Raw genomic sequence first — 26316 nt, 5'->3', positions numbered from 1 at the left:
GATCCAATCCGGTAGGCTTGAAACACAAGATGAAGGCAATCGCTGGCTTTTTCAAGTCCGCGCTCGGGCGCAATCAGCGCCCGAACGCTCTGGCGCATTGCTTCAGGATGCCAGTTGCCGCTTGTCGTAGACCGAGTCGATCAGGCCGTACTCGGCCGCGCGCGCGGCGCTCATGAAGTTGTCGCGCTCGGTGTCGCGTTTGATGGTCTCGAGGTCCTGGCCGGTGTGGTGGGCCAGCAGCTCGTTCAGGCGCGCCTTGATGTTGAGGATTTCCTGGGCGTGGATTTCGATGTCGGTCGCCTGGCCCTGGAAGCCGCCCAACGGCTGGTGAATCATCACCCGCGAGTTTGGCAGGCAGTGGCGCTTGCCGGCGGCACCGGCCGCGAGCAGGAAAGCGCCCATGCTGCAGGCCTGGCCGATACAGATGGTCGAGACGTCCGGCTTGATGAACTGCATGGTGTCGTAGATCGACATGCCGGCAGTTACCGAGCCGCCCGGGGAGTTGATATAAAGATGGATATCCTTGTCCGGGTTTTCCGCCTCAAGGAACAGCAACTGCGCCACCACCAGGTTGGCCATGTAGTCTTCTACGGGGCCGACCAGGAAGATCACGCGCTCCTTCAGGAGGCGCGAATAGATGTCGTAGGCACGTTCGCCACGGGCGGACTGCTCGATAACCATCGGGACCAGACCGCCTGCGGCCTGGATGTCAGAGCTTTGCTGAATATAAGAATTGCGGGACATGTCCTGCACTCGCTCCCAAATAGTCATGGCTTGAATACGCACAAGCCAGCGCGAAGGCTGGCTTGTGGGGGTTTCCTACGAGAGTAGCCTGTTACTCAGCGTCGGCAGCAGCCTGTGCTGGTTTGACGGCTTCTTCGTACGAGACCGATTTGTCGGTCACAGTCGCTTTCTGCAGGACAGTATCTACAACTTGCTCTTCCAGCACAACCGAACGGACTTCGTTCAGTTGCTGGTCGTTCTTGTAGTACCAGGCGATGACCTGCTCAGGCTCCTGGTAGGCCGAGGCCATCTCTTCGATGACTTCACGAACCTTGGCTTCGTCCGGCTTCAGGTCGAACTGCTTGACCACTTCGGCGACGATCAGGCCCAGCACGACGCGGCGCTTGGCTTGCTCTTCGAACAGCTCGGCCGGCAGTTGGTCAGGCTTGATGTTGCCACCGAACTGCTGGACAGCCTGCACGCGCAGACGGTTGACTTCGTTTTCCAGCAGGGCTTTCGGCACGTCGACCGGGTTGGCGGCCAGCAGACCGTCCATGACCTGGTTCTTGACCTTGGCCTTGATGGCCTGGCGCAGCTCACGCTCCATGTTCTTGCGAACTTCGGCGCGGAAGCCTTCCAGGGTCGATTCCTTGATGCCGAACTGGGCGAAGAAGGCTTCGTTCAGCTCTGGCAGCACAGGGGCCGATACGCTGTTGACAGTGATGGTGAACTCAGCGGCTTTACCAGCCAGGTCGAGGTTCTGGTAGTCCTCTGGGAAGGTCACGTTGACCACGCGCTCTTCACCAGCCTTGGCGCCTACCAGGCCGTCTTCGAAGCCCGGGATCATGCGGCCGGAACCCAGCACCAGCTGGGTGCCTTTGGCCGAACCGCCGGCGAAGGCTTCACCGTCGATCTTGCCGACGAAGTCGATGTTGACCTGGTCGTCGTTTGCAGCGGCGCGCTCGACGGCCTCGAAACGGGTGTTCTGCTTGCGCAGGACTTCCAGCATGTTGTCCAGGTCGGCGTCAGCCACTTCGGCGCTCAGGCGCTCGACGGCGATCGACTCGAAACCGGCAACGGTGAATTCAGGGAAGACTTCGAAGATGGCGACGAACTCGAGGTCCTTGCCCTTCTCGAACGACTTCGGCTCGACGGCAGGCGCGCCAGCCGGGTTCAGCTTCTGCTCGACGATGGCTTCGTAGAAGGAAGCCTGGACCAGGTCACCGAAAGCCTCTTGGCGGGCATCGGCTTCGAAACGCTGGCGGATCACGCTCATTGGCACCTTGCCCGGACGGAAGCCGGCAACCTTGGCGCGCTTGGCAGTCTGCTGCAGACGCTTGTTGACTTCGTTCTCGACGCGCTCGGCCGGAACGGCGATGGTCATGCGGCGCTCGAGAGCGGAAGTGTTTTCAACAGAAACTTGCATGGATATTCCTCGTTGCACAGACGTTAGCCGGCGATAGCCCGACTCCAGAATCAAGGGCAAACATTCTAGTGACTCATCAAGCAGAAGTCACCCCACCTGGATTGTCGGCGAGCCGCGCCGGTCGATTTCCTTGAAAGGCCCGCCCGCCTTGGCGTCGAGCCTGTTTCATTCACGGCCGCGCACGCCCTTGTTGCGTGCGCGGTTGTAAAACCTTGTCAAACAAACAACAGCCAGAACGATCGTCCGCCTTACTGCGGATCGAGGTCGTTGAACTGGCAGTATTCTTCCCAGGCCATGCCCAGCGCCTCGGCCACCTCGCGATGCGTCTCCAGGCGCATGGCCTGCAGTTGCTCCGGCGACTCGGCGATCAGTTGCAAGGCATACTCCCAGGGCTCGACGCCCTGCTCCTGCGCCGCATCCTCGAACGCCCACTCGATCTGCTGGGCCTGCTCGCGAGCATCCAACTCGCGGACCTCTTCGAGCAGCTGCGGATTGGCCTCGGCGAAACGTTGCAGCGCCAGGGCCTGGCGCGCTTCTTTTGCGATCATCTGCGCTATTCCTCTGCCGGCATCTCGGCCAGCCCTTCAACCGGCTGAAATCTATCAGCTTTTATCGCTCCGCCACCAGTAGCCACGAGGGCCGTACGGCAGAAACGAAAAAGGCGCCCGATCATCCGATCCGGGCGCCTTCTTCAAATATGGGGTGGACGATGGGAATCGAACCCACGACAACCGGAATCACAATCCGGCGCTCTACCAACTGAGCTACGCCCACCATAATGCAGTGTTGCGGTACAGCCTTACAGAAACATGGTGCGGACGAAGAGACTCGAACTCTTACAGCTTGCGCCGCTGGAACCTAAATCCAGTGTGTCTACCAATTTCACCACGTCCGCATGAAACTCAAAAACAAAGGCGCCGGATCATTCAATCGAGGCGCCCCTGCAGAATCTGGGGTGGACGATGGGAATCGAACCCACGACAACCGGAATCACAATCCGGCGCTCTACCAACTGAGCTACGCCCACCATATTGCGGTACTGCTTACTTGCCCAGGCCTTAATGGCGCACCCGGCAGGACTCGAACCTGCGACCATCCGCTTAGAAGGCGGATGCTCTATCCAGCTGAGCTACGGGCGCTTAAGCTTACAGTCCAGCCGAACAAACGAACCGCTTATTCTGCCCGACTTTGCCAACCCGTGCCAGGCAGTGCCCGACAAGTGCGGCGAATCTTATAGGCGACCCCGCAGGTCGTCAACACCTTTCGCAAAAAAATTTAAATTATTGAAGGGGTTAGGGGATTTGCCCGACCACCCGCCTTTGCCCTTGGGCCGTGTCGTGCGAGAATGCGCGCTTCTTATATATGTTCCCTTCTCGATGGTTAATCACGCGTCTATGACTGCACACCTAATCGATGGCAAGGCGATCGCCGCCAACCTGCGCCAGCAGATCGCCCAACGTGTCGCCGAGCGTCGCCAGCAGGGCCTGCGCACGCCAGGCCTGGCGGTGATCCTGGTCGGTACCGACCCGGCCTCCCAAGTCTATGTCTCGCACAAGCGCAAGGACTGCGAAGAGGTCGGCTTCATCTCCCAGGCGTTCGACCTGCCCAGCGAGACCACGCAGCAAGCCCTGACCGACCTGATCGATCGCCTCAACGATGACCCGGCCGTCGACGGTATCCTGCTGCAGTTGCCGCTGCCCGAGCACCTGGACGCCTCCCTGCTGCTCGAGCGCATCCGCCCGGACAAGGACGTGGACGGTTTCCACCCCTACAACATCGGCCGCCTGGCCCAGCGCATCCCGCTGCTGCGCCCGTGCACGCCGAAGGGCATCATGACCCTGCTGCACAGCACCGGCCAGGACCTGTACGGCATGAACGCGGTGATCGTCGGCGCGTCCAACATCGTCGGCCGGCCGATGGCCATGGAGCTGCTGCTGGCCGGCTGCACCGTCACCGTCTGCCACCGCTTCACCAAGGACCTGGCCGGCCACGTCGGCCGCGCCGACCTGGTGGTGGTCGCCGCCGGCAAGCCGGGCCTGGTCAAGGGTGAGTGGGTCAAGGAAGGCGCCATCGTCATCGACGTCGGCATCAACCGCCAGGACGACGGCAAGCTGGTCGGCGACGTGGTCTACGAGACTGCCCTGCCCCGCGCCGGCTGGATCACCCCAGTGCCGGGCGGCGTGGGCCCGATGACCCGCGCCTGCCTGCTGGAGAACACCCTGTATGCGGCTGAAGAGCTGCACAAGTAGGATGTTCCGGCAATGACGCAACGGCGCCTCTCGAGGCGCCGTTTTCGTTTGTGCACTTCATCCTCGTGGGAGCGGCGATGCGGCGACCCGACTTGCCCCGCGATAGCGATGGATCTGCCGACGCCATCGCGGGGCAAGCCCGCTCCCACGAGTATGGCGACCTTTTCTGCGACATCAGCCGATTCCGCTGCCAAGCGAGCCATTTCAGCTGGACCCGCTGCCCGCCCCTTCCGCTTCAGCCGGGATTTCACCGCAAACCACCACACAATGGTCACACAGCCCACCCGTGGATGCGTGCCCAATGCAAACAACAAATACCGTCCTCATGATTCGCCCGGCGCGGTTCGCCTTCAACCCCGACACCGCCGCCAACAACCGCTTCCAGCAGGCGCCGCCGGACCCGCAGGCCGCCAGCGAAAAGGCCCTGGAAGAGTTCGACGGCTACGTCGACACCCTGCGCCAGCACGGCGTCGATGTGCTGGTGGTGCAGGACACCCCCGAACCCCATACCCCCGACTCGATCTTCCCCAACAACTGGTGGAGCAGCCACGCCGATGGCAGCCTGGTGCTGTACCCGATGGAGGGCGAGAACCGCCGCCTGGAGCGCAGCAAGGGCGTACTGGGCGTGCTGCAGGAGCGCTTCGCCATCCAGCGCACCATCGACCTGAGTCCGCTGGAACAGCAGAATCTGTTCCTCGAAGGCACCGGCAGCATGGTTCTGGACCGCGAGCACCGCATCAGCTACGCCTGCCACTCCGGGCGCACCCACGAACGCGCCCTGCGCCAGTTCGCCGAGCGCCTGGACTACCGCCTGTGCCTGTTCAACGCCATGGACCGCCGCCAGGCGCCGATCTACCACAGCAACGTGATGATGAACGTCGGCCGCCAGCTCGCCGTGGCCTGCCTCGACGCTCTGCCCCACCCCGATGAACGCCGCACCCTGGAGCATTCGCTGCGCGACACCGGCAAGCAGGTGCTGGCGCTGAACTTCGACCAGTTGGAGAACTTCGCCGGCAACATGCTCGAAGTCCACGACCGCGACGGCCGCTCCCTGCTGGTCATGTCGCGCAGCGCCTGGAAGGCGCTCGACACCGACCAGCGCCGCCAGGTCGAGCGGCACAGCCACCCATTGGTGGTGAACATCGACCATATCGAACGCATCGGTGGCGGCAGCGCTCGCTGCATGCTCGCCGAAGTCCACCTGCCCTCGCGCCACTGACTCGACAAGGAGAATCATCATGACCCGCTACATCGACGTGCACGACCTCGCCCACCTGGTCAACCGCAAGGGATTGCCCACCTGCCTGGCCGAGATGGCCGAGTACATCCGCCAGGACTACCTGCGCTGGCACGACTTCGAGAAATGCCCGCGCCTGGCCAACCACTCGGCGGACGGGGTGATCGAACTGATGCCGGTGTCCGACGCCAACCTGTACGCCTTCAAGTACGTCAACGGCCACCCGAAGAACACCCACAATGGGCTGCTCACAGTGATGGCCTTCGGCGCCCTGGGCGATGTCGACACCGGCGCGCCGGTGCTGCTCAGCGAGATGACCCTGACCACCGCCATCCGCACCGCCGCCACCTCGGCCCTGGCCGCCCGCTACCTGGCGCGCCCGGACAGCAAACGCATGGCGCTGATCGGCAACGGCTCGCAGAGCGAATTCCAGGCCATCGCGTTCCATACCTTGCTCGGCATCGAGGAGATCCGTCTGTTCGATATCGACCGCAAGGCCTCGGAGAAACTGGCGGCCAACCTGGCCGGTTTCCCGCAGCTTAAGCTGATGATTGCCGGCAGTGTGACCGAGGCGGTGCGCGGCGCCGACATCGTCACCACGGTCACCGCCGACAAGGCCTACGCCACCATCCTCACCCCGCAGATGATCGAGCCGGGCATGCACCTCAATGCCGTGGGCGGCGACTGCCCGGGCAAGACCGAGCTGCACTGCGACATCGTCGAGCGGGCGCGGGTGATCGTCGAGTACGAACCGCAGAGCCGGATCGAGGGCGAGATCCAGCAGATGCCGGCGGACTCGCCGACCACCGAGTTCTGGCAGGTGGTCGAGGGGATCGCCGCCGGCCGTGAGAGTGCCGCGCAGGTGACGCTGTTCGACTCGGTCGGCTTCGCCCTGGAGGACTACTCGGCGCTGCGCTATGTGCTGGATGTGGCCAGGGCGCTGGACATCGGGCGCGACATCGCGCTGGTGCCGCAGCTGGAGAATCCGAAGGACCTGTTTGCCCTGCTGCAGCCGAAAGCGGCGCAACGCAAGGCCAGCGCCGCCTGACAGCCCCCCCTGTAGGAGCGGCCTTGTGCCGCGAAAGGGCCGCAAAGCGGCCCCGGCAATCTGTGCGTCGAAGCTGATATCTGGGGCCGCTGCGCAGCCCTTTCGCGGCACAAGGCCGCTCCTACAGGGGACCGCGTACACCGCGACCGACAAGCATGACGGTCGCTCGACCTGACAGAAACCGCTGTCGCACTTCCGTAAATCTTTGTCGGAACAGCCGATTCGGCTGCAAAAAGAATCTTTACAGCCGAATCCGGCAGCCCACGTGCAGGCAAACGACACAAAAAACCTGTCTATCTCGCGCATTCTGAGCCCGACCCATGAGTCACCGACGGACCTGTACGCGCTAATCGCCCTACTACCAATAACAACACCCAGGGACCCAAGACCATGCCCTCCATGCGAAAACGCCTCGGCGTGCTGCTGTTCTCGTTGTGCGCCACCACCCTCACCCAGGCCAAGGAGTGGACCGAAATCCGCTTCGGCGTCTTCCCCGAATACCCGCCGTTCGAATCCGTCGCCGCCGATGGCAGCCTGCAGGGCTTCGACATCGACCTGGGCAATGCCATCTGCGCCAAGCTGCAGGTCAAGTGCACCTGGGTGCACAACGAATTCGACGGCATGATCCCCGCCCTGCGCGCCCGCAAGTTCGACGCCATCATGTCGTCGATGGCCGTCACCCCGGCACGGCTGAAGCAGATCGATTTCAGCGACCGGCTGTTCCTCAGCCCCACCTCGGTGATCGTGCGCAAGTCGGCCGACTTCGGCGACAGCGCCGAATCGCTCAAGGGCAAGCAGGTCGGCGTGCTCCAGGGCTCGCTGCAGGAGGCCTACGCCCGTGCCGTGCTGGCGCCGTTGGGCGCGCAGGTCAAGGCCTACCAGGGCCAGGACCAGAACTACGCCGACCTGCTCAACGGCCGCCTCGACGCCACCGTCACCGACAAGCTCGAAGCCCAGCTGAATTTCCTTTCCAAGCCCGAAGGCGCCGACTTCAGGAGTGGCCCGGCGATCAAGGACCCGACCCTGCCGCTGGACATCGCCATGGGCCTGCGCAAGACCGACCCCGAGCTCAAGGCCCTGCTCGACAAGGGCATCGCCATGATCCACGCCGACGGCACCTATGCCGAGATCCAGAAGAAGTACGTCGGCGACCTGGATATCTATAACGAGTGAGTTCCCACCGGCCTCTTCGCGGGCAAGCCCGCTCCCACAGGTAACCACCAGCGTTCGGCCTGCACACATCCTGTGGGAGCGGGTTCACCCGCGAAGAAACCACCGCGAGATCCCCGTCATGCACGACTTCCTCACAAGCGGCCTGCAAGGCTTCGGCCCGCTGCTGGCCCAAGGCACCTGGATGACCGTCAAGCTGGCCCTGCTGTCGCTGGCGCTGAGCCTCGCGCTCGGCCTGATCGGCGCCAGCGCCAAGCTGTCGCGATCCCGGCTGCTGCGCCTGCCAGCCACCCTGTACACCACGCTGATCCGCAGCGTCCCGGACCTGGTGCTGATCCTGCTGATCTTCTACAGCATGCAGATCTGGCTCAACGACCTGACCGAGGCGCTGGGCTGGGACTATGTCGAGATCGACCCGTTCGGCGCCGGGGTCATCACCCTGGGCTTCATCTATGGCGCGTACTTCACCGAGAACTTTCGCGGCGCCATCCTCAGCGTGCCCGCCGGCCAGCTGGAGGCCGCCACTGCCTACGGCCTGAGCCGGGCACAGCGGTTTCGGCTGGTGCTGTTCCCGCAACTGATGCGCTTTGCCCTGCCGGGGCTGGGCAACAACTGGCTGGTGCTGCTCAAGTCCACCGCGCTGGTGTCGATCATCGGCCTGGCCGACCTGGTCAAGGCCGCGCAGAACGCCGGCAAGAGCACCAACGACGTGTTGTTCTTCCTGTGCCTGGCGGGCCTGGTGTACCTGGCCATCACCACCCTGTCCAACCGCCTGCTCAAGCACCTGGAGCGGCGCTACAACATCGGCATCAAGGAGCTGGCGCGATGATCGAACTCCTTCAGGAATACGGCCTGGCCTACCTGTACCACGACGGCAGCGGCCTGTCGGGCCTGGCCATGACCCTCTGGCTGTTCCTGGCCAGCATGGTGCTGGGCTTCGCCCTGTCGCTGCCCCTGGCCCTGGCACGCACCTCGCGCCACGCCTGGCTGCGCCTGCCGGTGCAGCTGTACACCTTCGTGTTCCGCGGCACGCCGCTCTATATCCAGCTGCTGATCTGCTACACCGGGCTCTACGGCCTGCAGGTGGTGCGCGAGCATGCCCTGCTCGACCAGTTTTTCCGCAACGCGCTCAACTGCACCCTGCTGGCCTTTGTGCTCAACACCTGCGCCTACACCGTGGAGATCTTCGCCGGGGCCATCCGCAACCTGCCCGCCGGCGAACTGGAAGCGGCCCAGGCCTACGGCCTGCGCGGCTGGAGGCTCAACCTGTTCCTGGTGTTGCCGGCGGCCCTGCGCCGCTCGCTGCCGGCCTACAGCAACGAGCTGATCCTGATGCTGCACGCCACCTCGCTGGCCTTCACCGCCACCGTCGCCGACATCCTCAAGGTGGCCCGCGACGCCAACGCCGCGACCTTCCTGACCTTCCAGGCCTTCGGCGTCGCCGCCCTGCTGTACATGCTGCTGTCCTTCGCCCTGGTCGGCCTGTTCCGCGTGGCCGAACGTCGCTGGATGCGCTTCCTTGACCCTGTACGAGGCTGAACCCATGACCGCTACCGCACTGCCACTCACCACCTTCGAACAGGCCCCCTTGGCGCGTGCCCATGCCGGCACCCTCAAGCTCAGCGTCGACGGCCTGCACAAGCACTACGGCGAGCACCAGGTGCTCAAGGGCGTCTCGCTGCAGGCGCGCAAGGGCGACGTGATCAGCCTGATCGGCGCCAGCGGCTCGGGCAAGAGCACCTTCCTGCGCTGCATCAACTTCCTCGAAAAGCCCAACGCCGGCAGCATCACCCTCGACGGCCAGACCCTCGACCTGAGCAAGGGCACCCCGCCAGCGGCCCAGCTGCAAAACCTGCGCACGCGCCTGGCCATGGTGTTCCAGCACTTCAACCTGTGGAGCCATCTGACGGTGCTGGAGAACATCTGCCTGGCGCCGCGCAAGGTGCTGGGCATCAGCGCCGGCGAAGCCGAGGCGCGGGCGCGCAAGTACCTGGACAAGGTCGGCCTGCCGGCCCGCGCCGCCGACCAGTACCCGGCGTTTCTCTCCGGCGGCCAGCAACAGCGCGTGGCCATCGCCCGGGCGCTGGCGATGGAGCCGGAAATCATCCTGTTCGACGAGCCCACCTCGGCACTGGACCCCGAGCTGGTCGGCGAAGTGCTCAAGGTGATACAGACGCTCGCCGAGGAAGGACGTACCATGCTCATGGTCACCCATGAAATGGGGTTCGCCCGCCAGGTGTCGAGCCAGGTGCTGTTCCTGCACCAGGGCCTGGTCGAGGAAAGCGGCAGCGCCGAGATCCTCGACCGGCCACAGAGCGAGCGCCTGCGGCAGTTCCTCTCCAATCGTCTGAAGTGAAGTCACGCCGCATATGGATACCAAGGCCATCACCCCCGCCGCCGCACCGCTGGATCGCATCGACGAAGCGATCATCGACGTGCTGCGACACCAAGGAAGGATCACCTACGAGAAGCTCTCCACCCTCGTGCACCTGACCCCCAGGCCCTGCCTGGAACGGGTGCGCAAGCTGGAGCGGCGCGGGGTGATCCGCGGTTACGGGGCCATCATCGACCTGCAGCAGGTCTCCCCCGGGTTGTCGTTGCTGGTGCTGGTGGCGTTGTCCAACCAGAGCGGGCGCTCGGCGCAGCGGGCCTTCGAGGCCACCGTGCGCGCCTGCCCGCAGGTCTACGAGTGCCAGCTGATCAGCGGGCATTTCGACTACAGCCTGCGCATGCGCTGCCGCGACATGGAGCACTACCGGGTGTTGACCGAGACCTGGATGAACAACGACGAGCTGCATATCGACAAGCTGGTGGCGCATCCGGAGCTGGCGGCGGTGAAAAGCACAGCGCCGCAGGCGTGAACGCTCCATTGCTCCTACAAGAGACTTCCCAGTTCTTCAGGCTGGGCGGTCACGCAGGCAACGGAGTTGCAAATCATCAGCGTGGGAGCGGCGGTGCGCCGATGCGACTTGCCCCGCGATAAGGCCTCGCCTGTGATCGCGGGGCAAGTCGCATCGGCGCACCGCCGCTCCCACGAGTTCCCCCCCGCCGGCCCTCAGCGCCACGCCTGGGGCTGCCGGTAGTCCAGCACCCACTGCGCCACCGCCTCCACCGGCATCGGCCGGGCGATGCCGTAGCCCTGCGCCAGCTCGCAGCCCAGCTCCATCAGCAGCCGCCCGTGCTCGACAGTCTCCACGCCCTCGGCCACCACTTCACGGCCGAACGCCCGCGCCAGGCCAATCACCGCACCGGTCAGGGCCAGGTCGTCATGGTCATGGAGGATGTCGCGCACGAAGGACTTGTCGATCTTGATGGTCTGCGCCGGCAGGCGCTTGAGGTAGCTCAGCGAGGAGTAGCCGGTGCCGAAGTCGTCCAGGGAAAAACGCACACCCAGGGCTCGGCAGGCATCGAGGCAACGGCCGACCCGCGGCAGGTTGTCGATCGCCACCGACTCGACGATTTCAAGGTCCAGGCGCCCCGGCGACACTCCGGGATGACGCGCCAGCAGGCGCTCAAGGCGCTGGGCGAAGTCGCCGCGTTGCAGCTGGCGGGCGGCGATGTTGACGCTCAGTGACCAGTCTCGCCCGGACAGCTGCCACTGCTGCAACTGGGTCAGGGCCTGGTCGATGACCCACTCGCCCAGCTCGACGATCAGGTCGGTCTGCTCCACGAAGGGCAAAAACTCCCCCGGCGGCACCGGCCCCTTGGACGGATGCATCCAGCGCAACAAGGCTTCGAAACCGATCACCTGACCGCTGCGCATGTTCACCTTGGGCTGGTAGTGCAGGCACAGTTCGCCCTGGCGCAGGGCCTGGCGCACCCGCGCCACGGTCTGGTGGGTGGCCTTGAGCTCAAGCTCCTGGGACACGTCGAACAGGTGGTAGCGGTTGCGCCCGCGCTGCTTGGCCACGTACATGGCCTGGTCGGCATGGCGCACCAGGGTGTCGGCGTCCTCGTCATCCTGCGGGAACAGCGTCACGCCGATGCTCGCGCTCAGGCTCAACGACTGCTCGCGCACCACATAGGGCGCGGCCAGCGCCTGGAGAATGCGCTGCAACGCGGCATGCAACTGCTGCGGGCCTTCGATATGGCGCAGGATCAGCACGAACTCGTCGCCCGACAGGCGCGCCACCGCATCGCCACCGCGCAGGATGTGCTGCAGACGCCGGGCGACCTCCACCAGCAGCAGGTCGCCGGTGGCATGGCCGTAGCCGTCGTTGACCGCCTTGAAGCCATCCAGGTCGAGCATGCACACCGCCAACGGAATACTCTCCCGGCGGGAGAACGCCAAGGCCTGGTTGAGCAGGTCGGACAGGTAGGCGCGATTCGGCAGGCCGGTCAAAACGTCATGCCCCACCCGCCACTGCAGGGTGTGCAGCAACTGGCGCTTCTCGGTCACGTCGAAGCGGATCGACACGTACTTGCGCACCTGGCCGGTGTGCGGGTCGATCAGCGGCACCATGGTGCTGTCCACCCAGTACAGCGAGCCGTCCTTGGCGCGGTTGCAGATCTCGCCCTTCCACACCCGGCCAGCGGCCAGGGCGCGCCACATCTCGAGGAAGAAGGTCGGTTCGTGCAACCCGGAATTGAGGATGCGGTGGTTGGCCCCCAGCAGTTCCTCGCGGCTGTAACCGGAGATGCTGCAGAACTGCTGGTTGACGTAGGTGATGCAGCCGCGCAGGTCGGTCTCGGAAAAGATCGCGGCCGCATCGACGGCCGCGCGGTAGTTGTCGTCCATAAGCCTCGCAACCTAGCGGTTGAAGCGCTCCACCAGGGCGCGCAGCCCGGCGCACACTTGCTCCAGTTCCGCGCCGCGCACGGCGGCGGCATTGGCGCGGCGGGCGCTCTGCTGCACCGTGCCGGCCACGCCGTTGATCTGCCGCGAGACATCCTCGGCCACGCTGGACTGCTCCTGCGAGGCCGCGGCCATCTGCTGGCTCATGTCGCTGATGCGCTGCAGCGCGTGCTGGATGCCCTGCAGGGCCTCCCGGGTCAGGGCGACCTGGGTCACGCCCTGCTGCGCGCCTTCCAGGCCTTGGCTGGCGATGCTCACCGCCTGCTCGGCACCGCCGCGCAGGCTGTCGATGATCGACTGGATATGCAGGGTCGACTGGCGGGTCTTGTCGGCCAGGGCGCGCACCTCGTCGGCGACCACCGCGAAGCCGCGCCCCTGCTCGCCGGCGCGGGCCGCTTCGATGGCGGCGTTGAGCGCCAGCAGGTTGGTCTGCTCGGCGATGGCGCGGATCATTCCGGCTGCCTCGGCAATGGCGCCGGTCTGACCGGCCAGCTCGTTGACCGCCTGGTTGATCTGCCCGACCGTGCCGGCCAGGCTCTGGATCGCCGCGCCGCTGGCGTCGGCCACCTGGCTGCCCTGCCCGGCCAGCAGGTGCGCGGTGTGCGCCTGCTCGGCAGTCAGTTGCACGTGGCCGGCGACCTCGCCGATGGAGGCGGCCATCTCGGTCATGGCGGTGGCGGTCAGATCGGTTTCGGCACGCTGTTCGAGCAGTGCCGACTCGGTGCTGCGCGACAGCCGCCCGGCATCCTGGGCGGCGCCGGCCATCTGCGCGGCGAGGTCGCTCAGGCGGGTGAGCGCGGTCTTCAGGCGCGCCTCCTCGCTGATCAGGATCAGCTCCAGCTGCCCGGCGGCACCGGGCAGGTCGCTGTAGGTCAAGGCCGCGACCGGGTCGCTGAAGGTGTTGTCGGCAACCTGAACGATGCGCCGCAAGTGGCGCCCCATACGGCTTTGCGCCCACAGGCCGACACCGGCGAACAGCGCCAGGGTCAGGCCCTGGGCGGGCAGTTCAGGCAAGATCTGGTTGGCGCCAATGGCCACGGCCCCCGCCAGCAGCGGCAGCGCCATGGCCCGCCCCAGCAGGGCCAGGCGCCGGGTCGGCGACAGCGCCGCCTTGCCGTCACGCAGCCGGGCGTACAGGGCTTCGGCGCGGGCCACCTGCTCGCGGGTCGGGCGCACGCGCACCGACTCGTAGCCGACCACCTGGCCGTTGTCGAGCATCGGCGTGACGTAGGCGTTGACCCAATAGAAGTTGCCGTTGCGGCAGCGGTTCTTGACGATGCCCATCCAGCTGCGGCCGGCCTTGAGGTACTGCCACATCAGCTCGAACACCGCCTCGGGCATGTCCGGGTGGCGCACCAGGTTGTGCGGGCTGCCGATCAGCTCGTCCTGGCTGTAGCCGCTGATGGCGGCGAACTCGGCGTTGCAGTAGGTGATCAGGCTGGCCGTGTCGGTCGCCGAAATCAGCCGCTGGTGCTCGGGAAAGCTTTGCTCGACCGGATTGACCGGCAGGTTCAGACGCACGATGAGACTCCATTCATACACGGCCCGACGCATGGCCTGACAGGAGGCCAGGGGCGCCGGAACCGTTCATCCTGGATCAGTTCCAATGTCCGACAACGCTTGCACACGGGCCGGCAAATGGCCGGATCGCCCTGGACGACTACTTGAATGACTGATCAATCAAAGCGGCGAATTCTACGAATTCCATCACATTTTGCAAATAAAGGTGACGAATCATGGCGTTGCGCCATATCGACATATATCGTTAAGTGCTTGATTCTAAATGGGAATTGAGCGATGACGAGAACAGGTCTAGGTCCAGCCCTGCGCCGCTACCGCAAACTGGCGGGCTTCACTCAGGCGCAACTGGGCGAGCGAACCGGCTTCGACCCCAAGACCATCAGCCGTTTCGAAACCGGCACCTACACCCCCAGCATCGAATCGCTGGTGAGCTTCGCCGAGGCACTGGGGATCAAGCCGAAAGTGTTCTTCAGCGACCCTGACGATGAAGACGAACAACGCGCCTACCTTTTCGGCGTGATCCACAACGCCCCTCCCAAGGACCTCGGCAAGCTGATCGCCGCCGTCGATCAGGTGCTGGCCAAGCCGTGAAATCCCCCCGCGCACCACGCTAGAGCAGAAGCACCGTCACTGCACCACAACTGGTCAGACCGGTAAGGCCGAAATCACTTGCAAAGTAAAAAAAATCGGCGTTTTATGGCTCGGCAGTGAACAAACCGGTAAGACCACAATAATTAAGTCCTGCGCTCTTTCGCTCCGTGTGGCTTGGGGGGCAAGGACACCGACCAGAGACTCCTCCCATGCTCAAATGGTGTTCGCGTTCGATCTTCCTCCAGGTTGTGCTCGGCCTTGCCCTCGGCATTGTCTGCGGCCTGAGCTTCCCCGACCTGTCCCTGCAACTCAAACCCCTGGGCGACGGCTTCATCAAGCTGATCAAGATGCTCATCGGCCTGATCGTGTTCTGCGTGGTGGTCAGCGGCATTTCCGGCGCCGGCGACCTGAAGAAGGTCGGGCGCATCGGCCTGAAATCGGTGATCTACTTCGAAGTGCTGACCACCCTGGCCCTGGTGATCGGCCTGGTGTTCGCCTTCTCCACCGGCATCGGCAGCGGCGCCAACATCCACCTCGACCAGCTGTCCAGTGCCGACGCCGGTGCCCTGGCCGAGCGCGGTGCGCACATCCACGGCACCACCACCTTCCTCATGGACCTGATCCCCACCTCGGTGGTGGGCGCCTTCGCCGACAACAACATCCTCCAGGTACTGCTGTTCTCGGTGCTGTTCGGCAGCGCGCTGAACCTGGTGGGTGAGTCGGCCTCGGGCATTTCGCGGCTGATCAACGAGCTCAGCCACGTGATCTTCCGCATCATGGGCATGATCGTGCGCCTGGCGCCGATCGGCGTGTTCGGCGCCATCGCCTTCACCACCAGCAAGTACGGCCTGAGCTCGCTGCAGCACCTGGGTGGCCTGGTGGCGCTGTTCTACCTGACCTGCGCCGGCTTCGTGCTGATCATCCTCGGCACGGTGATGCGCCTGTCGGGCCTGAGGCTGCTGCCGCTCATCAAGTACCTGCGCGAGGAGCTGTCCATCGTCCTCGGCACCGCCTCCTCCGACGCCGTGCTGCCCCAGGTGATGCGCAAGCTCGAGCACCTGGGCATCGGCAGTTCCACCGTCGGCCTGGTGATCCCCACCGGCTACTCGTTCAACCTCGATGGCTTCTCCATCTACCTGACCCTGGCCATCGTGTTCATCGCCAACGCCACCGGCACGCCACTGGCGATGACCGACCTGCTGACCATTCTTCTGGTGTCGCTGGTGACTTCCAAGGGTGCCCACGGCATCCCAGGCTCGGCCCTGGTGATTCTCGCCGCCACCCTCACCGCGGTACCGGCGATCCCGGTAGTAGGCCTGGTGCTGGTACTGGCCGTGGACTGGTTCATGGGCATCGGCCGGGCGCTGACCAACCTGATCGGCAACTGCGTCGCCACCGTGGCCATTGCCCGCTGGGAAAAGGACATCGACCTGGAACGCGCCCACAACGTGCTGGCCAACAAGCCTGGCTTTGCCCCGATCACCCGCAAGCAGGGCCAACCTCATCAACAGGAATTCTAAGCCCAAGGCCGCCGGCGCCCAGCGCCGGCCGGCCAAGCGCAAAGATGCCGCGTCAACCAAGGAGCGAACCGTGATCAGCTCTTCGACCGTAGTCAATTCAGTGGTGGAGAAACTCCGCCAGGCCCTGGCCCGCGGTCAGTGGCGCAGCGGCGACATGCTGCCCGGCCAGCGCGAGCTGGCCGAACAACTGGGGATCAGCCGACCGAGCCTGCGCGAGGCGGTGATCGTCCTGGAAACCCTGGGCCTGGTGCGCTCGATGCCCGGCAAGGGCGTGCTGGTGCTGGATGCCGACGCCGCCCAGTCACAGGAAGCGGACACCGTCGCCGAGGCCAGCCTGGCCGATGTGCTCGAGCTGCGCTACACCCTCGAACCCTTCATCGCCGGGCTGGTGGCGCAATCGGCCGGCAGCCAGGACATCGGCCAGCTGCGCCTGACCCTGATGGACATGCGCGAAGCCCTCGATGCCGGTGACAGCGAGGCCGGCATCAACGCCTACATCGCCTTCCATGAGGCGCTGTTCGCCCTGACCACCAACCCGATCTTCCAGAGCGTGGTACAGCAGACCGGCAATGCCCTCAAGCAGAGCGCCGCCATGCTGCGCAACTCGCCCGAGCACCTGGCTGCGCGCCTGAGCGAGAACGAAGCGGTGGTGCGCGCGATCCGCGAGCGCAACAGCGCCAAGGCCAGCCAGCAGATGCGCCAGCACATCCTTGCCGAGGGCCAGCGCATGGGCATCGCCCTGAACATCCCGGACGACCAACCAGGCACCTGAATAAAGAAGGAGAGCGACCATGACCGCCTGCGCCCAAGCCGCCCCCCGCCTGCCTGCCCTGCTCGGTGCCGGCGAGACCCGCCTGTCGGCGGAACAGATCTACCCCCGGCTGTTCGACGCCATCCTCGAACAGCGCCTGCCCCCCGGCAGCGCCCTGCCCGAGCAGGCGCTGGGCAATGCCTTCGGCGTCAGCCGCACGGTGATCCGCCGGGTGCTCGGGCGCCTGTCCGACCAGCAGGTGGTGGTGCAGCGCCCCAGCCATACCGCGCACCTGGCCGCGCCCGACCCCGAGCAGGCGCGCCAGGTGCTCAGCGCCCGGCGCCTGGCCGAAACCACGCTGATCGGCCTGGCCACCCAGCGCGCCCGACCGGCGCAGATCCGCCAACTGCGCCAACTGGTCGAGCGCGAGCGCCAGCACCATGAACGCGGCGAACGCTGCACGGCAATCCGCCTGGGCGGCGAGTTCCACATGAAGCTGGCGCAGATGGCCGCCAACGCGCCGCTGGCGCGCTTCCTCAACGGCCTGGTGCCGATGACCTCGCTGATCATCGCCCGTTACGAGTCACCATGCTGCGAGCACTGTGCGTGGCAGGAGCACGCGGCGATCATCGATGCGGTGGAAAGCGGCGACGGCCAGGCCGCGCTGGCGCTTATGCAAGAACATCTGGATCGCTTGCAAGCCAAACTGGAGTTGGACTGATCTGAGCGGAAACCTTACCGGCTGATGCTACCGGGTGAGTTTCAGGAAACTCGATGCCATCCCTGACATCCCGTCAGGGCTGCCATCAGAAGGTTTTATGACCAATACCCCATTCCACGACCCTGACAGGGTCGATTTGCCCGATCATGACGCCCCTCCCTCTCCCGTATCGACCCCAGGCATAGACTCACCGCAAGCCCCCTTGTCGCGGGAGGCACTTGCCAGCTCGAACACGGTGCACAGCCCTCACAAAACAACCATGAACCCACTTGACAGGATCGCCCATCAGAGCCACAACAACCTTGCTTTGCCGCTGCGCAGCCCTGTCGACGATCTGGGCGCTTCATTTGCCCGTTGGGAGGCAACCGCCATGGCCGACCCACAGGATCAGCACGCCCACCCCGTTCCTGCACCCGCGCCAGGCAGGGGTTTACTGAGCCCACCCCTGCCTCTCGATGCATTGGCCAGTGATGCGTCCTATGTACTGATGGACGAACGGGGGCGCGTCCTGTGCGCCCAACAACAAGGTGGGTGGGACTGGGCTTTTCTGGGTGACTTCAACGCCTACCATTCGGATGTGCTGTACTTTTCCGTCTCGACTTCACGCATCGGCAACCAGACTGTCCTGAAGACCACGAGCAAAAACAAACACTGGAACTTCCATGTCAATCACAACGACTGGATTTTCGCCTCCGCCCAACGCTGGCCTGGCTACCCCATGCTCGAATTGCACTTTGCCAACCTGCGTCATGATTCGAACCAGTTCACCCTGGCGTTCAACATCGGAGCAGAACATCGCGCCCTGGCCGCCGAGGGAGGCGCGTGGAATTACCTGCGCGTCGCCAGGCCAGACCACGCCACACGCTTTACCCTACACCGCTATTATGTGCCGGGGCGAGGGCTGGCGGACCTGATCGCTGAAACCTGGCCTGGCGTGAGTACTGACTTGATCCATGAGACTGACAGGCCTTATCTGGGCATTTCTGCGCACCACGCCGAACAGATCTGGAATGATTCGAAGCTTGGCCGCTACCAATGGCGTGAAGGGAGCTTCGATAGCGACGATTTCGCCTTCATCTACAAGGCTCAGGCCTCGCTGGACGCCTATCATGGCAATCTTCCCCATCCCTACGCGATAGGCTGGGTTACCGGTGCCAATGCCGCACACAGGTACACAGCGAACCTGTTCATGGACCTGAATGGCAGGCTCAATACACTCGACCCACAGACCGGCGAAATCGCAGCTGCGGCCAGTTGGGCTTTCGCACCGACCAGAATCCTGATCTGACCGGGGCGCACCGGCTGCGAATGACGCTTGCAGCACTCGGTAGGGTCACCCGAAATGCATCTCGAAGGCCCGGCGCGGTTTCGGCATTGGCGAATCCGCACCACGCCGCCACCTGCTTGGGCGACTCCTCCAGACATCCACACGCGGCATTCAACGCGCCAGCTCCATCCAGGCCGCCGGGGTCATGCCCACGTCGGCCTGGAACAGCCGAGCTCACGCCGATCCGCAACGGTGCGCATTGTATTCGCGCACCTGGATCGCCTGGAGGACAGGCTGGAACTGGACAGGCCCAAGGGAAACCGTGCCGTATGATCAAGCGGCGGGATCCGCGCGAGACTCCCGGGCATCCCGGCATCCCGTCGGGCTTGTCCTGCCGAAGGTGCCATGAACACTACTGCAACCATTCCAAAATCAGCCAGCCATTCGCTCGATCGCGTTCCCACGACCCCGCCAGAGGCCGCGCCCGCGCCAAGACCAAGCCCGGCGGGTGGCGAACTCAGCGCGGCAATGTCGCTGGACACACTGGCCAGTGACGAGTCGTATGTACTGTTCGACGAACTTGGGCGGGTCCTGTGTGCCCAGCAGCAAGGATCCTGGGGCTGGGCCTACCTGGGCGATTTCGACACCTACAACTCGGATGTGCTCTACATCGCCGTATCGGCCGCAGGCGGTGGGCGCCTTGCCACGCTGGACGTCTCGGCGAACGATCGCCCCTGGAGCCTTTACGCCAATGGCCCCATCGGCAGGGACCCTTGGTTGTTCGCCTCCGGCCAAGGCTGGCCAGGTTACCCGCGGATCAACCTGTGCCCCGTAAGCAACGGCAACAACGCCCAGCAATTCACCCTGCAGGTCGAAATCGACGGCGAGCGCAAAGCCTTCAAGGCCGGCAGCAGCACCTGGGACTGGCTGTACCTGGCAAGCCCCGCAAAGGAACCCACGCGCTTCACCCTGCATCGTTACCATATCACCGGCCAACGCCTGTTCGACCTCATCAAGACGACCTGGCCGAGCGTTGCCGCCGACGCACTTTGTGAAGCCGACAGTGCCTACCAGGCCATCTCGTCACACCACGCCAGGCAGATCTGGCAGGACGCGGGCCTTGGCCGCTGCCGCTGGCGCAGCGAAAGCTTCGACTGCGACGACTTTGCCTTTGTCTACAAGGGCCAGGCCTCGCTCGACGCCTACCACGGCAATGCAACCTACCCCTACGCCGTGGGCTGGATCGCTGGCGCATGCGGCAACGAGGCGCACGCGGTGAACCTGTTCCTGGACCTGGATGGCCATCTCAAGACCCTGGAGCCGCAAACCGGCGAAATCATGCTGGCGCAAGACTGGCCCTATGCGCCGTACCAGGTACTGATCTGAGACCTGTCACTTTTCACCTGCTGCATCGACCGAGCTGAACGCCACCCAGTCGACGCCAGGCAGGATCGACACTTCGTCCCCCAACGACCATTCCGCCACCCGCGCCGCCAGGGCGGCGGGCACACCCGGCGAGCCGCCTGGGCCGGGCGGCACGTCGTAGGTGGCGTGGGCGTCGTGCGCCAGCAACACCTCGAAGCCCCGTTGCAGCGCGGCGCGGGCGGTGGCGGCCAGGCACATTTCCGAGAGCAGGCCGCACAAGGCCAGGCACTGGACTCCCAGCTCATCCAGCAAGGCCTGCAACCCGGTCTCGACAAAGCCATCGTCCTCGGTCTTGAACAGCACGTGCTCGCCACGGGCCGCCGGGAAATACAATTGCCAGCCGGCCGTGTGCGGGGCGTCCGGGGTATCGGGGGCGCCGTCGTTCTGCAGGAAGATCACCGGCACGCCGGCCTGCCGCGCACGTGCCAGCAAGCGGGCGATGCTCGTCTGCAGGGCGAGATGAGCGGGAACGGCGTCGGGCCCTTCCATGAACGCGCATTGCACGTCCACCAGCAACAGGGCCTCGGCCCGGGGGATCGGTTCAGCGGGCATGCGACGCTCCAGTGCGAGAGATGAAAGGCCGAGCATAGCGCAGCCCCAGGGAGCGCCGTACCATGACCGCCGATTCATCACAGGGTCTTGGAGGCCAATATGAAGCACGCTATCGCGCCAGTGGGCGCGGAACATTTCGATCGGCTGGCCGATCTGTGGGAGGCCTCGGTACGGGCGACCCATGACTTTCTTCCCGATGGCTATATCGAGCGTCTGCGCCCGCTGGTGCGCGAGCAGTACCTGGGGTTTGTCGAACTGCGCGCCTGGCGGGACAGTGAAGGCCATATCCAAGGGTTTGCCGGGGTGCATGACGGCAAGCTGGAAATGCTCTTCATCGACCCCGCCTGCCGTGGCCAGGGCATCGGCAAGGCGCTGCTGGCCGGCGTGGTCGAGGAACTGGGCGTGCGTGAGGTAGACGTCAATGAACAGAACCCACAGGCGGTGGGGTTCTACCTGAAGCAGGGGTTTATCCAGGTGGGCCGCTCGGAGGTGGATGGCCAGGGCGATCCGTATCCGTTGCTGCACTTGAAGCTGGAGGGGTGAACATGTTTATCAAGCCTGCAAAGGGGGCCGCTCTGCGGCCCATCGCGGGACGAGCCCGCTCCTACAGGTATTGTGCAGTACCTGTAGGAGCGGGCTTGCCCCGCGATGAGGCCCGCAAGACAAACCTATACTTCGGATAACCACCCAGCCTCTCGCCAAGGGGGCAATCCGCGTGAAATCAATCCTTGCGATGTTTGCGCTCTGCCTCCTGCTGGCCCTCGCCGGTTGCGCCGGCAAACGCCCCCCGGCCCCGCCGCCACCGCAGAACCTGCCCCCCGCCGTCTGGCAACGCATCGACCAGGACATCATCGAAGCCTCGGTCGCCGCCGCAGGCTCTGCCAACGACTACGCACGGCGTTCCATGCGCGTGTGGAAGGAGCAGGTGCAGCAACGCACCGAGAACGATTTCATCCCCTGGTTCACCGGCTACTGGACCCAGCAATGGCTCACGCTCAAGGTGGCCTGGTACACGATGAACAGCGGCAATGGCAACGAGCCGCCGGAAAAGCGCCTGGGCCTGTACCTGCAGGAGCAGTACCGCGAAAGGGTGATCGACCCGGTGGCCGAGCAGATCAACCCCGAGGGCATCCGCGACCGCGCAAGCGAGCTGTACCTGCAACTGCTCGGCCAACAGCTGCCGGCGATCATCCAGCGCTACAACGCGCCGCCCGAGCAGTTCAGCCAGCGCCTGAACCGCATCCCGATCATCGCCCTGGGGCCGCCGGATGCACGCAACGCCTCGCTCTACCAGTTGCTGCGGGCCAAGTCGCTGGACCAGCAACCGGCCTGGCAATCCCTGCGCCAGCACCTGCACCAGCAGGCCGCCAAGGCCCCCGGGCAGACCGATGCCGGGCTATCGTCAGTGGCTACCCAGGCCAGCGAGAAACTCGGCGCCACCCTGGCCCCGCGTGGCGCCGCCAGCGCGATCGCGGCGGCAGTGGGCAAGGCGGCAGGAGCGCTGATCTCGGTGGCGGCAACCGGCTACGGCATCATCACCCATGACCGCGAGCAGCCGCAGATGGTCGAGCAACTGCGGGTGATCCTCAATGTGGCGCTGAACCAGGAATGGCAAGAGCTGATGGAGAACCGCCAGAGCGGGGCCATGGCTGGGGTGTATTACTTGTCGGGGCAGGTGGAGGACAGTTTGCTGGGCTATCGAGCGCCGTGATCTGTAGGAGCGGCCTTGTGCCGCGAAAGGGCTGCGGAGCAGCCCCTGGATTTCAGCATTTATACATAGATCGCCGGGGCTGCTGTGCAGCCCTTTCGCGGCACAAGGCCGCTCCTACAGAAGGCTCAGGCCGTCGCCATTGCCGAAGTCGGCAAGCCAAAGATCCGGTCGAACGCCCAGTTGTAGACGAACGTGTAGCACGGCACCAGGATGATGAACGCCAGGTCCACCAGCAACGCCTCCAGCAGGGTCATGTCCAGCCACCAGGCGATCAGCGGGATCAGGTACACCACCAGGGTCAGCTGGAAGCCGATTGCATGCGCCACCCGACGGCCCAGGCTGCGGCCGCGCTTGGCCTGGCGGCTCTCCCAACGCTCGAACAAGGTGTTGTAGATGAGGTTCCAGACCATGGCGATGGTGGTGATCATCACCGCCAGGGGGCCGGTGTGCGAGGCCTGGGTGTCGGACAGGTAGGCCAGGCCCAGGGTCGACATGCACAGGCCGATCAGTTCATAGAAGGTCACGTAGACCAGTTTGCGTTTGATTCCTTGCACAAAGTTACCTTGCTGCGGGGATGACGAAGACGCGCAGAATGAATCAATAAACTTGACAGAAAAAGTCGGCAGCCTTCAGATTTACTGAAAGGAGACTGCCATGAACTTTTCCAGCGACACCATCCTGCTGTTTCTCGCCGTGCTCGACCGCGGCTCGTTTTCCGCCGCCGCGCGGGCCCTCGGGCGGGTACCCTCGGCGGTGAGCATGGCCATCGGCAACCTCGAGGCGGAGCTCGGCTACCCGTTGTTCGAGCGCGGCTCGCGCGAGGCGCGCCCGACCGCCCAGGCCCAGGCCCTGGAACCCCATGCCCGGCTGATCGCCGAACAGCTCGGGCTGCTGGAAGTGCACGCACTGGAACTGTCGCGCGGGCTGGAGAGCAGCCTGGCCATCGCCGTGGTCCCGGATATCGACCAGCGCCCGTTGCTCAACGCCATTACCCGCCTTGGCGAGCGCCATCCGCTGCTGGACATCGAACTGCTCGCCGCGCCCCAGGAGGAGGCCCTGCAATTGCTCGACAGCGGTCGCGCCGGCCTGTGCCTGGCCTTCGCCGGGTTGCAGGTGGACCCACGGCGCAGCTTCCAGCACATCGCCATGGAGTCGCTGGTGGCCACGCTGTCGCCGCAGCATCCTGCCCTGCGCGAAGGGCGTATCCGCCACCTTGAAGACCTGGTCAACCTGCGCCAGATCCTGGTGCGCAGCCGCGACCTGCCGCTGTCCGACCCGCGCTCGCTGATCGGCACCTCGCACTGGCGCACCGACAGCCTGGATCTTGCCGTGCAGATGGTCGAGGCGGGCCTGGGCTGGGGCGACCTGCCACTGTCGCGGGTCGCGCCGCTGATCGACGCCGGGCGCCTGGTGCGCCTGGAATTCCACAACACCCGCAACGAACTGCAACTGCCGGTCAATGCCTTCTGGCTGAAGCAGCAACCCCTCGGCCAGGCGGCCAGGGCGCTGGTGAGCCTGTTGGCTTCGAAATGATTTGTCACTCTGTTAGGGCAATTGCGCCAAGCACTGCGACATTTAGTCTTTCAACATTTTTCAGATTCGGCCGATAGCGTTGCAACAGGCTCCGCCATTCGTGCCACAAGCACGCGGCGCCCTCCTTTCACTGGCTCAAGGTCTCGAAACATGAACCTGAAATTCCGCCACAAGATCCTGCTCAGTGCCTGCGCCGTCGTCGTACTGGCCTTTGCGCTGTTCACCCTCTACAACGACTACCTGCAGCGCAACACCATCCGCCAGAACATCGAGTCCTCGGTGCGCCAGGCCGGCGCGCAGACCGCCAGCAGCGTGCAGAACTGGATGAGCGGACGCATCCTGGTGCTGGAGAACCTGGCCCAGGACATCGCCCAGCAGGGTGCCGGCAGCAACGTGCCGGGCCTGGTCGACCAACCGTCGTACACCAGCAACTTCCAGTTCACCTACTTCGGCCAGAACACCGGCCTGTTCACCCAGCGCCCCGACGCCAAGATGCCCGATGGCTACGACCCGCGTCAGCGCCCCTGGTACACCCAGGCCGTGGCCGCCAACCAGACCATGCTGACCCCGCCCTACATGGCGGCGGTAGGTGGCCTGGTGGTGACCATCGCCATGCCGGTCAAGGCCAAGGGTAGCGGCGAGCTGATCGGTGTGGTCGGCGGTGACCTGAGCCTGAACACCCTGGTCGACATCATCAACGCCGTCGACTTCGGCGGTATCGGCCACGCCTTCCTGGTCGACCGCAATGGCCAGGTGATCGTCAGCCCGGACAAGGACCGGGTGATGAAGAACCTCAAGGACATCTACCCGGGCTCGCCGCTGCGTGTGGAAACCGGCATCCAGGAAGTGAGCCTCGATGGCAAGGAGCGCATCATCTCCTTCGCCCCGGTTGACGGCCTGCCGTCGGCGCAGTGGTACATCGGCCTGTCGATCGACAAAGAAAAAGCCTACGCCCCGCTGAGCCAGTTCCGCACTTCGGCCATCATCGCCATGCTCATCGCCGTGGCCGTCATCGCCGGCCTGCTGGGCCTGCTGATCCCGGTGCTGATGAGCCCGCTGACCACCATGGGCCGCGCCATGCAGGACATCGCCGAAGGCGAAGGCGACCTGACCCGCCGCCTGGCCGTGCAGCAGAAGGACGAATTCGGCGAGCTGGCCACCTCGTTCAACCGCTTCGTCGAGCGTATCCACGCCTCGATCAGCGAAGTGTCGTCGGCCACCCGCCTGGTGCATGACCTGTCGGAAAAAGTCGTGGGCGCCTCCAACGCCTCGCTCTCCGGCTCCGAAGAGCAGAGCATGCGCACCAACAGCGTCGCCGCCGCCATCAACGAGCTGGGCGCCGCCACCCAGGAGATCGCCCGCAACGCCGCCGATGCCTCGCAGCATGCCAGCGGCGCCAGCGAACAGGCCAACGGTGGCCGCCAGGTGGTCGAAGAGGCCATCAGTGCCATGACCGCCCTGTCCGAGCGCATCAGCGAGTCCTGCGAGCAGATCGAGACCCTCAACGCCAGCACCGACGAGATCGGCAAGATCCTCGACGTGATCAAGGGCATCTCCCAGCAGACCAACCTGCTGGCGCTCAACGCCGCCATCGAGGCCGCCCGTGCCGGTGAAGCCGGCCGTGGCTTCGCCGTGGTCGCCGACGAAGTGCGCAACCTGGCCCACCGCACCCAGGAGTCGGCCGAAGAGATCCACCGCATGATCACCAGCCTGCAAGTTGGCTCGCGCGAGGCGGTGCACACCATGAACACCAGCCAGGTCTCCAGCGAAGAGACCGTGCAGGTGGCCAACGAGGCCGGCGAGCGCCTGGCCAGCGTCACCCAGCGCATCGGCGAGATCGACGGCATGAACCAGTCGGTGGCCACTGCCACCGAAGAGCAGACCGCCGTGGTCGAGAGCCTGAACCTGGATATCACCCAGATCAACGCGCTGAACCAGCAAGGGGTGGAGAACCTCAACGAAACCCTGCGCCACTGCGACGCCCTGAGCCAGCAGGCCGGGCGCCTGAAGCAACTGGTCGGCAGCTTCCGCATCTGACCTGCCGCCCGCTCCCGCATGCACTGCGGGAGCGGGCTT

At 64.8% G+C, this 26316-nt stretch carries 25 protein-coding genes, 4 tRNA genes and 1 pseudogene; 18 read left to right on the top strand and 12 right to left on the bottom strand.

Translation table 11 applies throughout. The annotated features are described in order from the left end of the window. Positions 1 to 102: 102 nt before the first annotated feature. From clpP to PRtIB026_RS12205, 7 genes are all read right to left on the bottom strand, one after another. A complete protein-coding gene (gene clpP / locus PRtIB026_RS12235) occupies positions 103 to 744 on the bottom strand; it encodes an ATP-dependent Clp endopeptidase proteolytic subunit ClpP (RefSeq protein ID WP_043213484.1) in 642 nt (213 codons plus the stop codon). Between the two features lie 91 nt (positions 745 to 835). Continuing rightward, the gene (gene tig, locus PRtIB026_RS12230; RefSeq protein WP_203647383.1) at positions 836 to 2149 is read right to left on the bottom strand and encodes a trigger factor; all 1314 of its coding nucleotides are present in this window, start codon (positions 2147 to 2149) and stop codon (positions 836 to 838) included. Positions 2150 to 2397: 248 nt separating this feature from the next. Next, positions 2398 to 2697, bottom strand: coding sequence for a DUF6388 family protein (locus tag PRtIB026_RS12225; RefSeq protein ID WP_186716084.1), 300 nt, complete (start codon positions 2695 to 2697; stop codon positions 2398 to 2400). Positions 2698 to 2847: 150 nt separating this feature from the next. After that, positions 2848 to 2923: transfer RNA gene (locus PRtIB026_RS12220), tRNA-His, on the bottom strand. A gap of 36 nt (positions 2924 to 2959) precedes the next feature. Then, a tRNA-Leu gene (locus PRtIB026_RS12215) sits at positions 2960 to 3044 on the bottom strand. A 56-nt stretch (positions 3045 to 3100) separates the two neighbouring features. Then, positions 3101 to 3176 (bottom strand) — tRNA-His (locus PRtIB026_RS12210). A 35-nt stretch (positions 3177 to 3211) separates the two neighbouring features. After that, positions 3212 to 3288: transfer RNA gene (locus PRtIB026_RS12205), tRNA-Arg, on the bottom strand. Positions 3289 to 3543: 255 nt separating this feature from the next. Here PRtIB026_RS12205 and folD point away from each other — a divergent pair. The 8 genes from folD (at position 3544) to PRtIB026_RS12165 (ending at position 10714) form a co-directional block, all read left to right on the top strand. Then, complete coding sequence (gene folD / locus PRtIB026_RS12200; protein ID WP_050705047.1) at positions 3544 to 4398, top strand: bifunctional methylenetetrahydrofolate dehydrogenase/methenyltetrahydrofolate cyclohydrolase FolD; 855 nt, start codon at positions 3544 to 3546, stop codon at positions 4396 to 4398. A 301-nt stretch (positions 4399 to 4699) separates the two neighbouring features. Next, a complete protein-coding gene (gene ctlX, locus PRtIB026_RS12195) occupies positions 4700 to 5617 on the top strand; it encodes a citrulline utilization hydrolase CtlX (protein ID WP_203647384.1) in 918 nt (305 codons plus the stop codon). A gap of 19 nt (positions 5618 to 5636) precedes the next feature. Next, on the top strand, positions 5637 to 6683 hold the full coding sequence (locus PRtIB026_RS12190; protein ID WP_203647385.1) for an ornithine cyclodeaminase: 1047 nt from the start codon (positions 5637 to 5639) through the stop codon (positions 6681 to 6683). Between the two features lie 390 nt (positions 6684 to 7073). Then, positions 7074 to 7856, top strand: a complete 783-nt coding sequence (locus PRtIB026_RS12185) for an ABC transporter substrate-binding protein (RefSeq protein WP_420713645.1) — start codon at positions 7074 to 7076, stop codon at positions 7854 to 7856. Positions 7857 to 7974: 118 nt separating this feature from the next. Continuing rightward, positions 7975 to 8682 (top strand): ABC transporter permease, encoded by a 708-nt coding sequence (locus PRtIB026_RS12180; RefSeq protein WP_096049810.1) that lies wholly within the window; start codon positions 7975 to 7977, stop codon positions 8680 to 8682. Continuing rightward, positions 8679 to 9392: an ABC transporter permease gene (locus PRtIB026_RS12175; protein ID WP_050705042.1), complete on the top strand. Its 714-nt coding sequence runs from the start codon at positions 8679 to 8681 to the stop codon at positions 9390 to 9392. Before PRtIB026_RS12180 ends, PRtIB026_RS12175 begins: the two co-directional genes overlap by 4 nt. A gap of 4 nt (positions 9393 to 9396) precedes the next feature. Further along, on the top strand, positions 9397 to 10209 hold the full coding sequence (locus PRtIB026_RS12170) for an ABC transporter ATP-binding protein (RefSeq protein WP_244670914.1): 813 nt from the start codon (positions 9397 to 9399) through the stop codon (positions 10207 to 10209). 13 nt (positions 10210 to 10222) lie between these two features. Then, positions 10223 to 10714: an Lrp/AsnC family transcriptional regulator gene (locus PRtIB026_RS12165; protein ID WP_050705041.1), complete on the top strand. Its 492-nt coding sequence runs from the start codon at positions 10223 to 10225 to the stop codon at positions 10712 to 10714. 194 nt (positions 10715 to 10908) lie between these two features. Here the strand turns inward: PRtIB026_RS12165 and PRtIB026_RS12160 are convergent, their stop codons facing one another. From PRtIB026_RS12160 to PRtIB026_RS26645, 3 genes and pseudogenes are all read right to left on the bottom strand, one after another. Next, the gene (locus PRtIB026_RS12160) at positions 10909 to 12591 is read right to left on the bottom strand and encodes a putative bifunctional diguanylate cyclase/phosphodiesterase (RefSeq protein ID WP_203647387.1); all 1683 of its coding nucleotides are present in this window, start codon (positions 12589 to 12591) and stop codon (positions 10909 to 10911) included. Positions 12592 to 12603: 12 nt separating this feature from the next. Next, the gene (locus PRtIB026_RS12155; RefSeq protein ID WP_420713663.1) at positions 12604 to 13713 is read right to left on the bottom strand and encodes a methyl-accepting chemotaxis protein; all 1110 of its coding nucleotides are present in this window, start codon (positions 13711 to 13713) and stop codon (positions 12604 to 12606) included. 174 nt (positions 13714 to 13887) lie between these two features. Then, a pseudogene (locus tag PRtIB026_RS26645) lies at positions 13888 to 14202 on the bottom strand (PAS domain-containing protein); the annotation flags it as partial. 243 nt (positions 14203 to 14445) lie between these two features. Between PRtIB026_RS26645 and PRtIB026_RS12150 the strand changes: the two are divergent. The 6 genes from PRtIB026_RS12150 (at position 14446) to PRtIB026_RS12125 (ending at position 20405) form a co-directional block, all read left to right on the top strand. Next, positions 14446 to 14760 carry a helix-turn-helix domain-containing protein gene (locus tag PRtIB026_RS12150; protein WP_203647389.1) on the top strand — a complete coding sequence of 105 codons (315 nt, stop codon included), beginning with the start codon at positions 14446 to 14448 and terminating at the stop codon, positions 14758 to 14760. Positions 14761 to 14969: 209 nt separating this feature from the next. Next, positions 14970 to 16280: a C4-dicarboxylate transporter DctA gene (locus tag PRtIB026_RS12145; protein ID WP_110738147.1), complete on the top strand. Its 1311-nt coding sequence runs from the start codon at positions 14970 to 14972 to the stop codon at positions 16278 to 16280. A 70-nt stretch (positions 16281 to 16350) separates the two neighbouring features. Continuing rightward, a complete protein-coding gene (locus PRtIB026_RS12140) occupies positions 16351 to 17052 on the top strand; it encodes a FadR/GntR family transcriptional regulator (protein WP_203647390.1) in 702 nt (233 codons plus the stop codon). A gap of 19 nt (positions 17053 to 17071) precedes the next feature. Further along, on the top strand, positions 17072 to 17752 hold the full coding sequence (locus PRtIB026_RS12135) for a GntR family transcriptional regulator (protein WP_267813844.1): 681 nt from the start codon (positions 17072 to 17074) through the stop codon (positions 17750 to 17752). 259 nt (positions 17753 to 18011) lie between these two features. Then, entirely contained in the window at positions 18012 to 19040 is a 1029-nt protein-coding gene (locus tag PRtIB026_RS12130) for a lectin MOA-related protein (RefSeq protein ID WP_203647391.1), read from the top strand. A 507-nt stretch (positions 19041 to 19547) separates the two neighbouring features. Further along, positions 19548 to 20405, top strand: a complete 858-nt coding sequence (locus tag PRtIB026_RS12125) for a lectin MOA-related protein (RefSeq protein ID WP_203647392.1) — start codon at positions 19548 to 19550, stop codon at positions 20403 to 20405. Positions 20406 to 20411: 6 nt separating this feature from the next. Here the strand turns inward: PRtIB026_RS12125 and PRtIB026_RS12120 are convergent, their stop codons facing one another. Next, on the bottom strand, positions 20412 to 20996 hold the full coding sequence (locus tag PRtIB026_RS12120) for an isochorismatase family protein (protein WP_203647393.1): 585 nt from the start codon (positions 20994 to 20996) through the stop codon (positions 20412 to 20414). Between the two features lie 99 nt (positions 20997 to 21095). Between PRtIB026_RS12120 and PRtIB026_RS12115 the strand changes: the two genes are divergently transcribed. Further along, positions 21096 to 21539, top strand: a complete 444-nt coding sequence (locus PRtIB026_RS12115) for a GNAT family N-acetyltransferase (RefSeq protein ID WP_203647394.1) — start codon at positions 21096 to 21098, stop codon at positions 21537 to 21539. Positions 21540 to 21729: 190 nt separating this feature from the next. Continuing rightward, a complete protein-coding gene (locus PRtIB026_RS12110; protein WP_203652679.1) occupies positions 21730 to 22707 on the top strand; it encodes a hypothetical protein in 978 nt (325 codons plus the stop codon). Positions 22708 to 22832: 125 nt separating this feature from the next. Here the strand turns inward: PRtIB026_RS12110 and PRtIB026_RS12105 are convergent, their stop codons facing one another. Next, a complete protein-coding gene (locus PRtIB026_RS12105) occupies positions 22833 to 23261 on the bottom strand; it encodes a PACE efflux transporter (protein WP_203647395.1) in 429 nt (142 codons plus the stop codon). A gap of 100 nt (positions 23262 to 23361) precedes the next feature. On the opposite strand from PRtIB026_RS12105, the gene PRtIB026_RS12100 reads away from it, so the two are divergent. Together PRtIB026_RS12100 and mcpA are read left to right on the top strand one after the other, a co-directional pair. Next, positions 23362 to 24240: a LysR family transcriptional regulator gene (locus PRtIB026_RS12100; RefSeq protein WP_203647396.1), complete on the top strand. Its 879-nt coding sequence runs from the start codon at positions 23362 to 23364 to the stop codon at positions 24238 to 24240. A gap of 150 nt (positions 24241 to 24390) precedes the next feature. Continuing rightward, positions 24391 to 26277 carry a methyl-accepting chemotaxis protein McpA gene (gene mcpA, locus PRtIB026_RS12095; RefSeq protein ID WP_203647397.1) on the top strand — a complete coding sequence of 629 codons (1887 nt, stop codon included), beginning with the start codon at positions 24391 to 24393 and terminating at the stop codon, positions 26275 to 26277. Positions 26278 to 26316 lie beyond the last annotated feature (39 nt).

This window comes from Pseudomonas sp. RtIB026 (assembly GCF_016861355.2).
GTDB classification, from domain to species: domain Bacteria; phylum Pseudomonadota; class Gammaproteobacteria; order Pseudomonadales; family Pseudomonadaceae; genus Aquipseudomonas; species Aquipseudomonas peradeniyensis.
Note: the sequence above shows the minus strand (reverse complement) of the source record. Positions and strands in the feature narration are given on the sequence as shown.

What these genes read in the sequence shown, in the direction of transcription:
- PRtIB026_RS12225 (WP_186716084.1), bottom strand. Translation starts at nt 2,697, where the DNA reads ATGATCGCAAAAGAAGCGCGCCAGGCCCTGGCGCTGCAACGTTTCGCC.
- PRtIB026_RS12110 (WP_203652679.1), top strand. Translation starts at nt 21,730, where the DNA reads ATGTTTGCGCTCTGCCTCCTGCTGGCCCTCGCCGGTTGCGCCGGCAAA.
- tig (WP_203647383.1), bottom strand. Translation starts at nt 2,149, where the DNA reads ATGCAAGTTTCTGTTGAAAACACTTCCGCTCTCGAGCGCCGCATGACC.
- folD (WP_050705047.1), top strand. Translation starts at nt 3,544, where the DNA reads ATGACTGCACACCTAATCGATGGCAAGGCGATCGCCGCCAACCTGCGC.
- PRtIB026_RS12190 (WP_203647385.1), top strand. Translation starts at nt 5,637, where the DNA reads ATGACCCGCTACATCGACGTGCACGACCTCGCCCACCTGGTCAACCGC.
- ctlX (WP_203647384.1), top strand. Translation starts at nt 4,700, where the DNA reads ATGCAAACAACAAATACCGTCCTCATGATTCGCCCGGCGCGGTTCGCC.
- PRtIB026_RS12130 (WP_203647391.1), top strand. Translation starts at nt 18,012, where the DNA reads ATGAACCCACTTGACAGGATCGCCCATCAGAGCCACAACAACCTTGCT.
- PRtIB026_RS12120 (WP_203647393.1), bottom strand. Translation starts at nt 20,996, where the DNA reads ATGCCCGCTGAACCGATCCCCCGGGCCGAGGCCCTGTTGCTGGTGGAC.
- PRtIB026_RS12125 (WP_203647392.1), top strand. Translation starts at nt 19,548, where the DNA reads ATGTCGCTGGACACACTGGCCAGTGACGAGTCGTATGTACTGTTCGAC.
- PRtIB026_RS12170 (WP_244670914.1), top strand. Translation starts at nt 9,397, where the DNA reads ATGACCGCTACCGCACTGCCACTCACCACCTTCGAACAGGCCCCCTTG.
- PRtIB026_RS12175 (WP_050705042.1), top strand. Translation starts at nt 8,679, where the DNA reads ATGATCGAACTCCTTCAGGAATACGGCCTGGCCTACCTGTACCACGAC.
- clpP (WP_043213484.1), bottom strand. Translation starts at nt 744, where the DNA reads ATGTCCCGCAATTCTTATATTCAGCAAAGCTCTGACATCCAGGCCGCA.
- PRtIB026_RS12100 (WP_203647396.1), top strand. Translation starts at nt 23,362, where the DNA reads ATGAACTTTTCCAGCGACACCATCCTGCTGTTTCTCGCCGTGCTCGAC.
- PRtIB026_RS12115 (WP_203647394.1), top strand. Translation starts at nt 21,096, where the DNA reads ATGAAGCACGCTATCGCGCCAGTGGGCGCGGAACATTTCGATCGGCTG.
- PRtIB026_RS12160 (WP_203647387.1), bottom strand. Translation starts at nt 12,591, where the DNA reads ATGGACGACAACTACCGCGCGGCCGTCGATGCGGCCGCGATCTTTTCC.
- mcpA (WP_203647397.1), top strand. Translation starts at nt 24,391, where the DNA reads ATGAACCTGAAATTCCGCCACAAGATCCTGCTCAGTGCCTGCGCCGTC.
- PRtIB026_RS12165 (WP_050705041.1), top strand. Translation starts at nt 10,223, where the DNA reads ATGGATACCAAGGCCATCACCCCCGCCGCCGCACCGCTGGATCGCATC.
- PRtIB026_RS12155 (WP_420713663.1), bottom strand. Translation starts at nt 13,713, where the DNA reads ATGGCGCTGCCGCTGCTGGCGGGGGCCGTGGCCATTGGCGCCAACCAG.
- PRtIB026_RS12180 (WP_096049810.1), top strand. Translation starts at nt 7,975, where the DNA reads ATGCACGACTTCCTCACAAGCGGCCTGCAAGGCTTCGGCCCGCTGCTG.
- PRtIB026_RS12150 (WP_203647389.1), top strand. Translation starts at nt 14,446, where the DNA reads ATGACGAGAACAGGTCTAGGTCCAGCCCTGCGCCGCTACCGCAAACTG.
- PRtIB026_RS12145 (WP_110738147.1), top strand. Translation starts at nt 14,970, where the DNA reads ATGCTCAAATGGTGTTCGCGTTCGATCTTCCTCCAGGTTGTGCTCGGC.
- PRtIB026_RS12135 (WP_267813844.1), top strand. Translation starts at nt 17,072, where the DNA reads ATGACCGCCTGCGCCCAAGCCGCCCCCCGCCTGCCTGCCCTGCTCGGT.
- PRtIB026_RS12185 (WP_420713645.1), top strand. Translation starts at nt 7,074, where the DNA reads ATGCCCTCCATGCGAAAACGCCTCGGCGTGCTGCTGTTCTCGTTGTGC.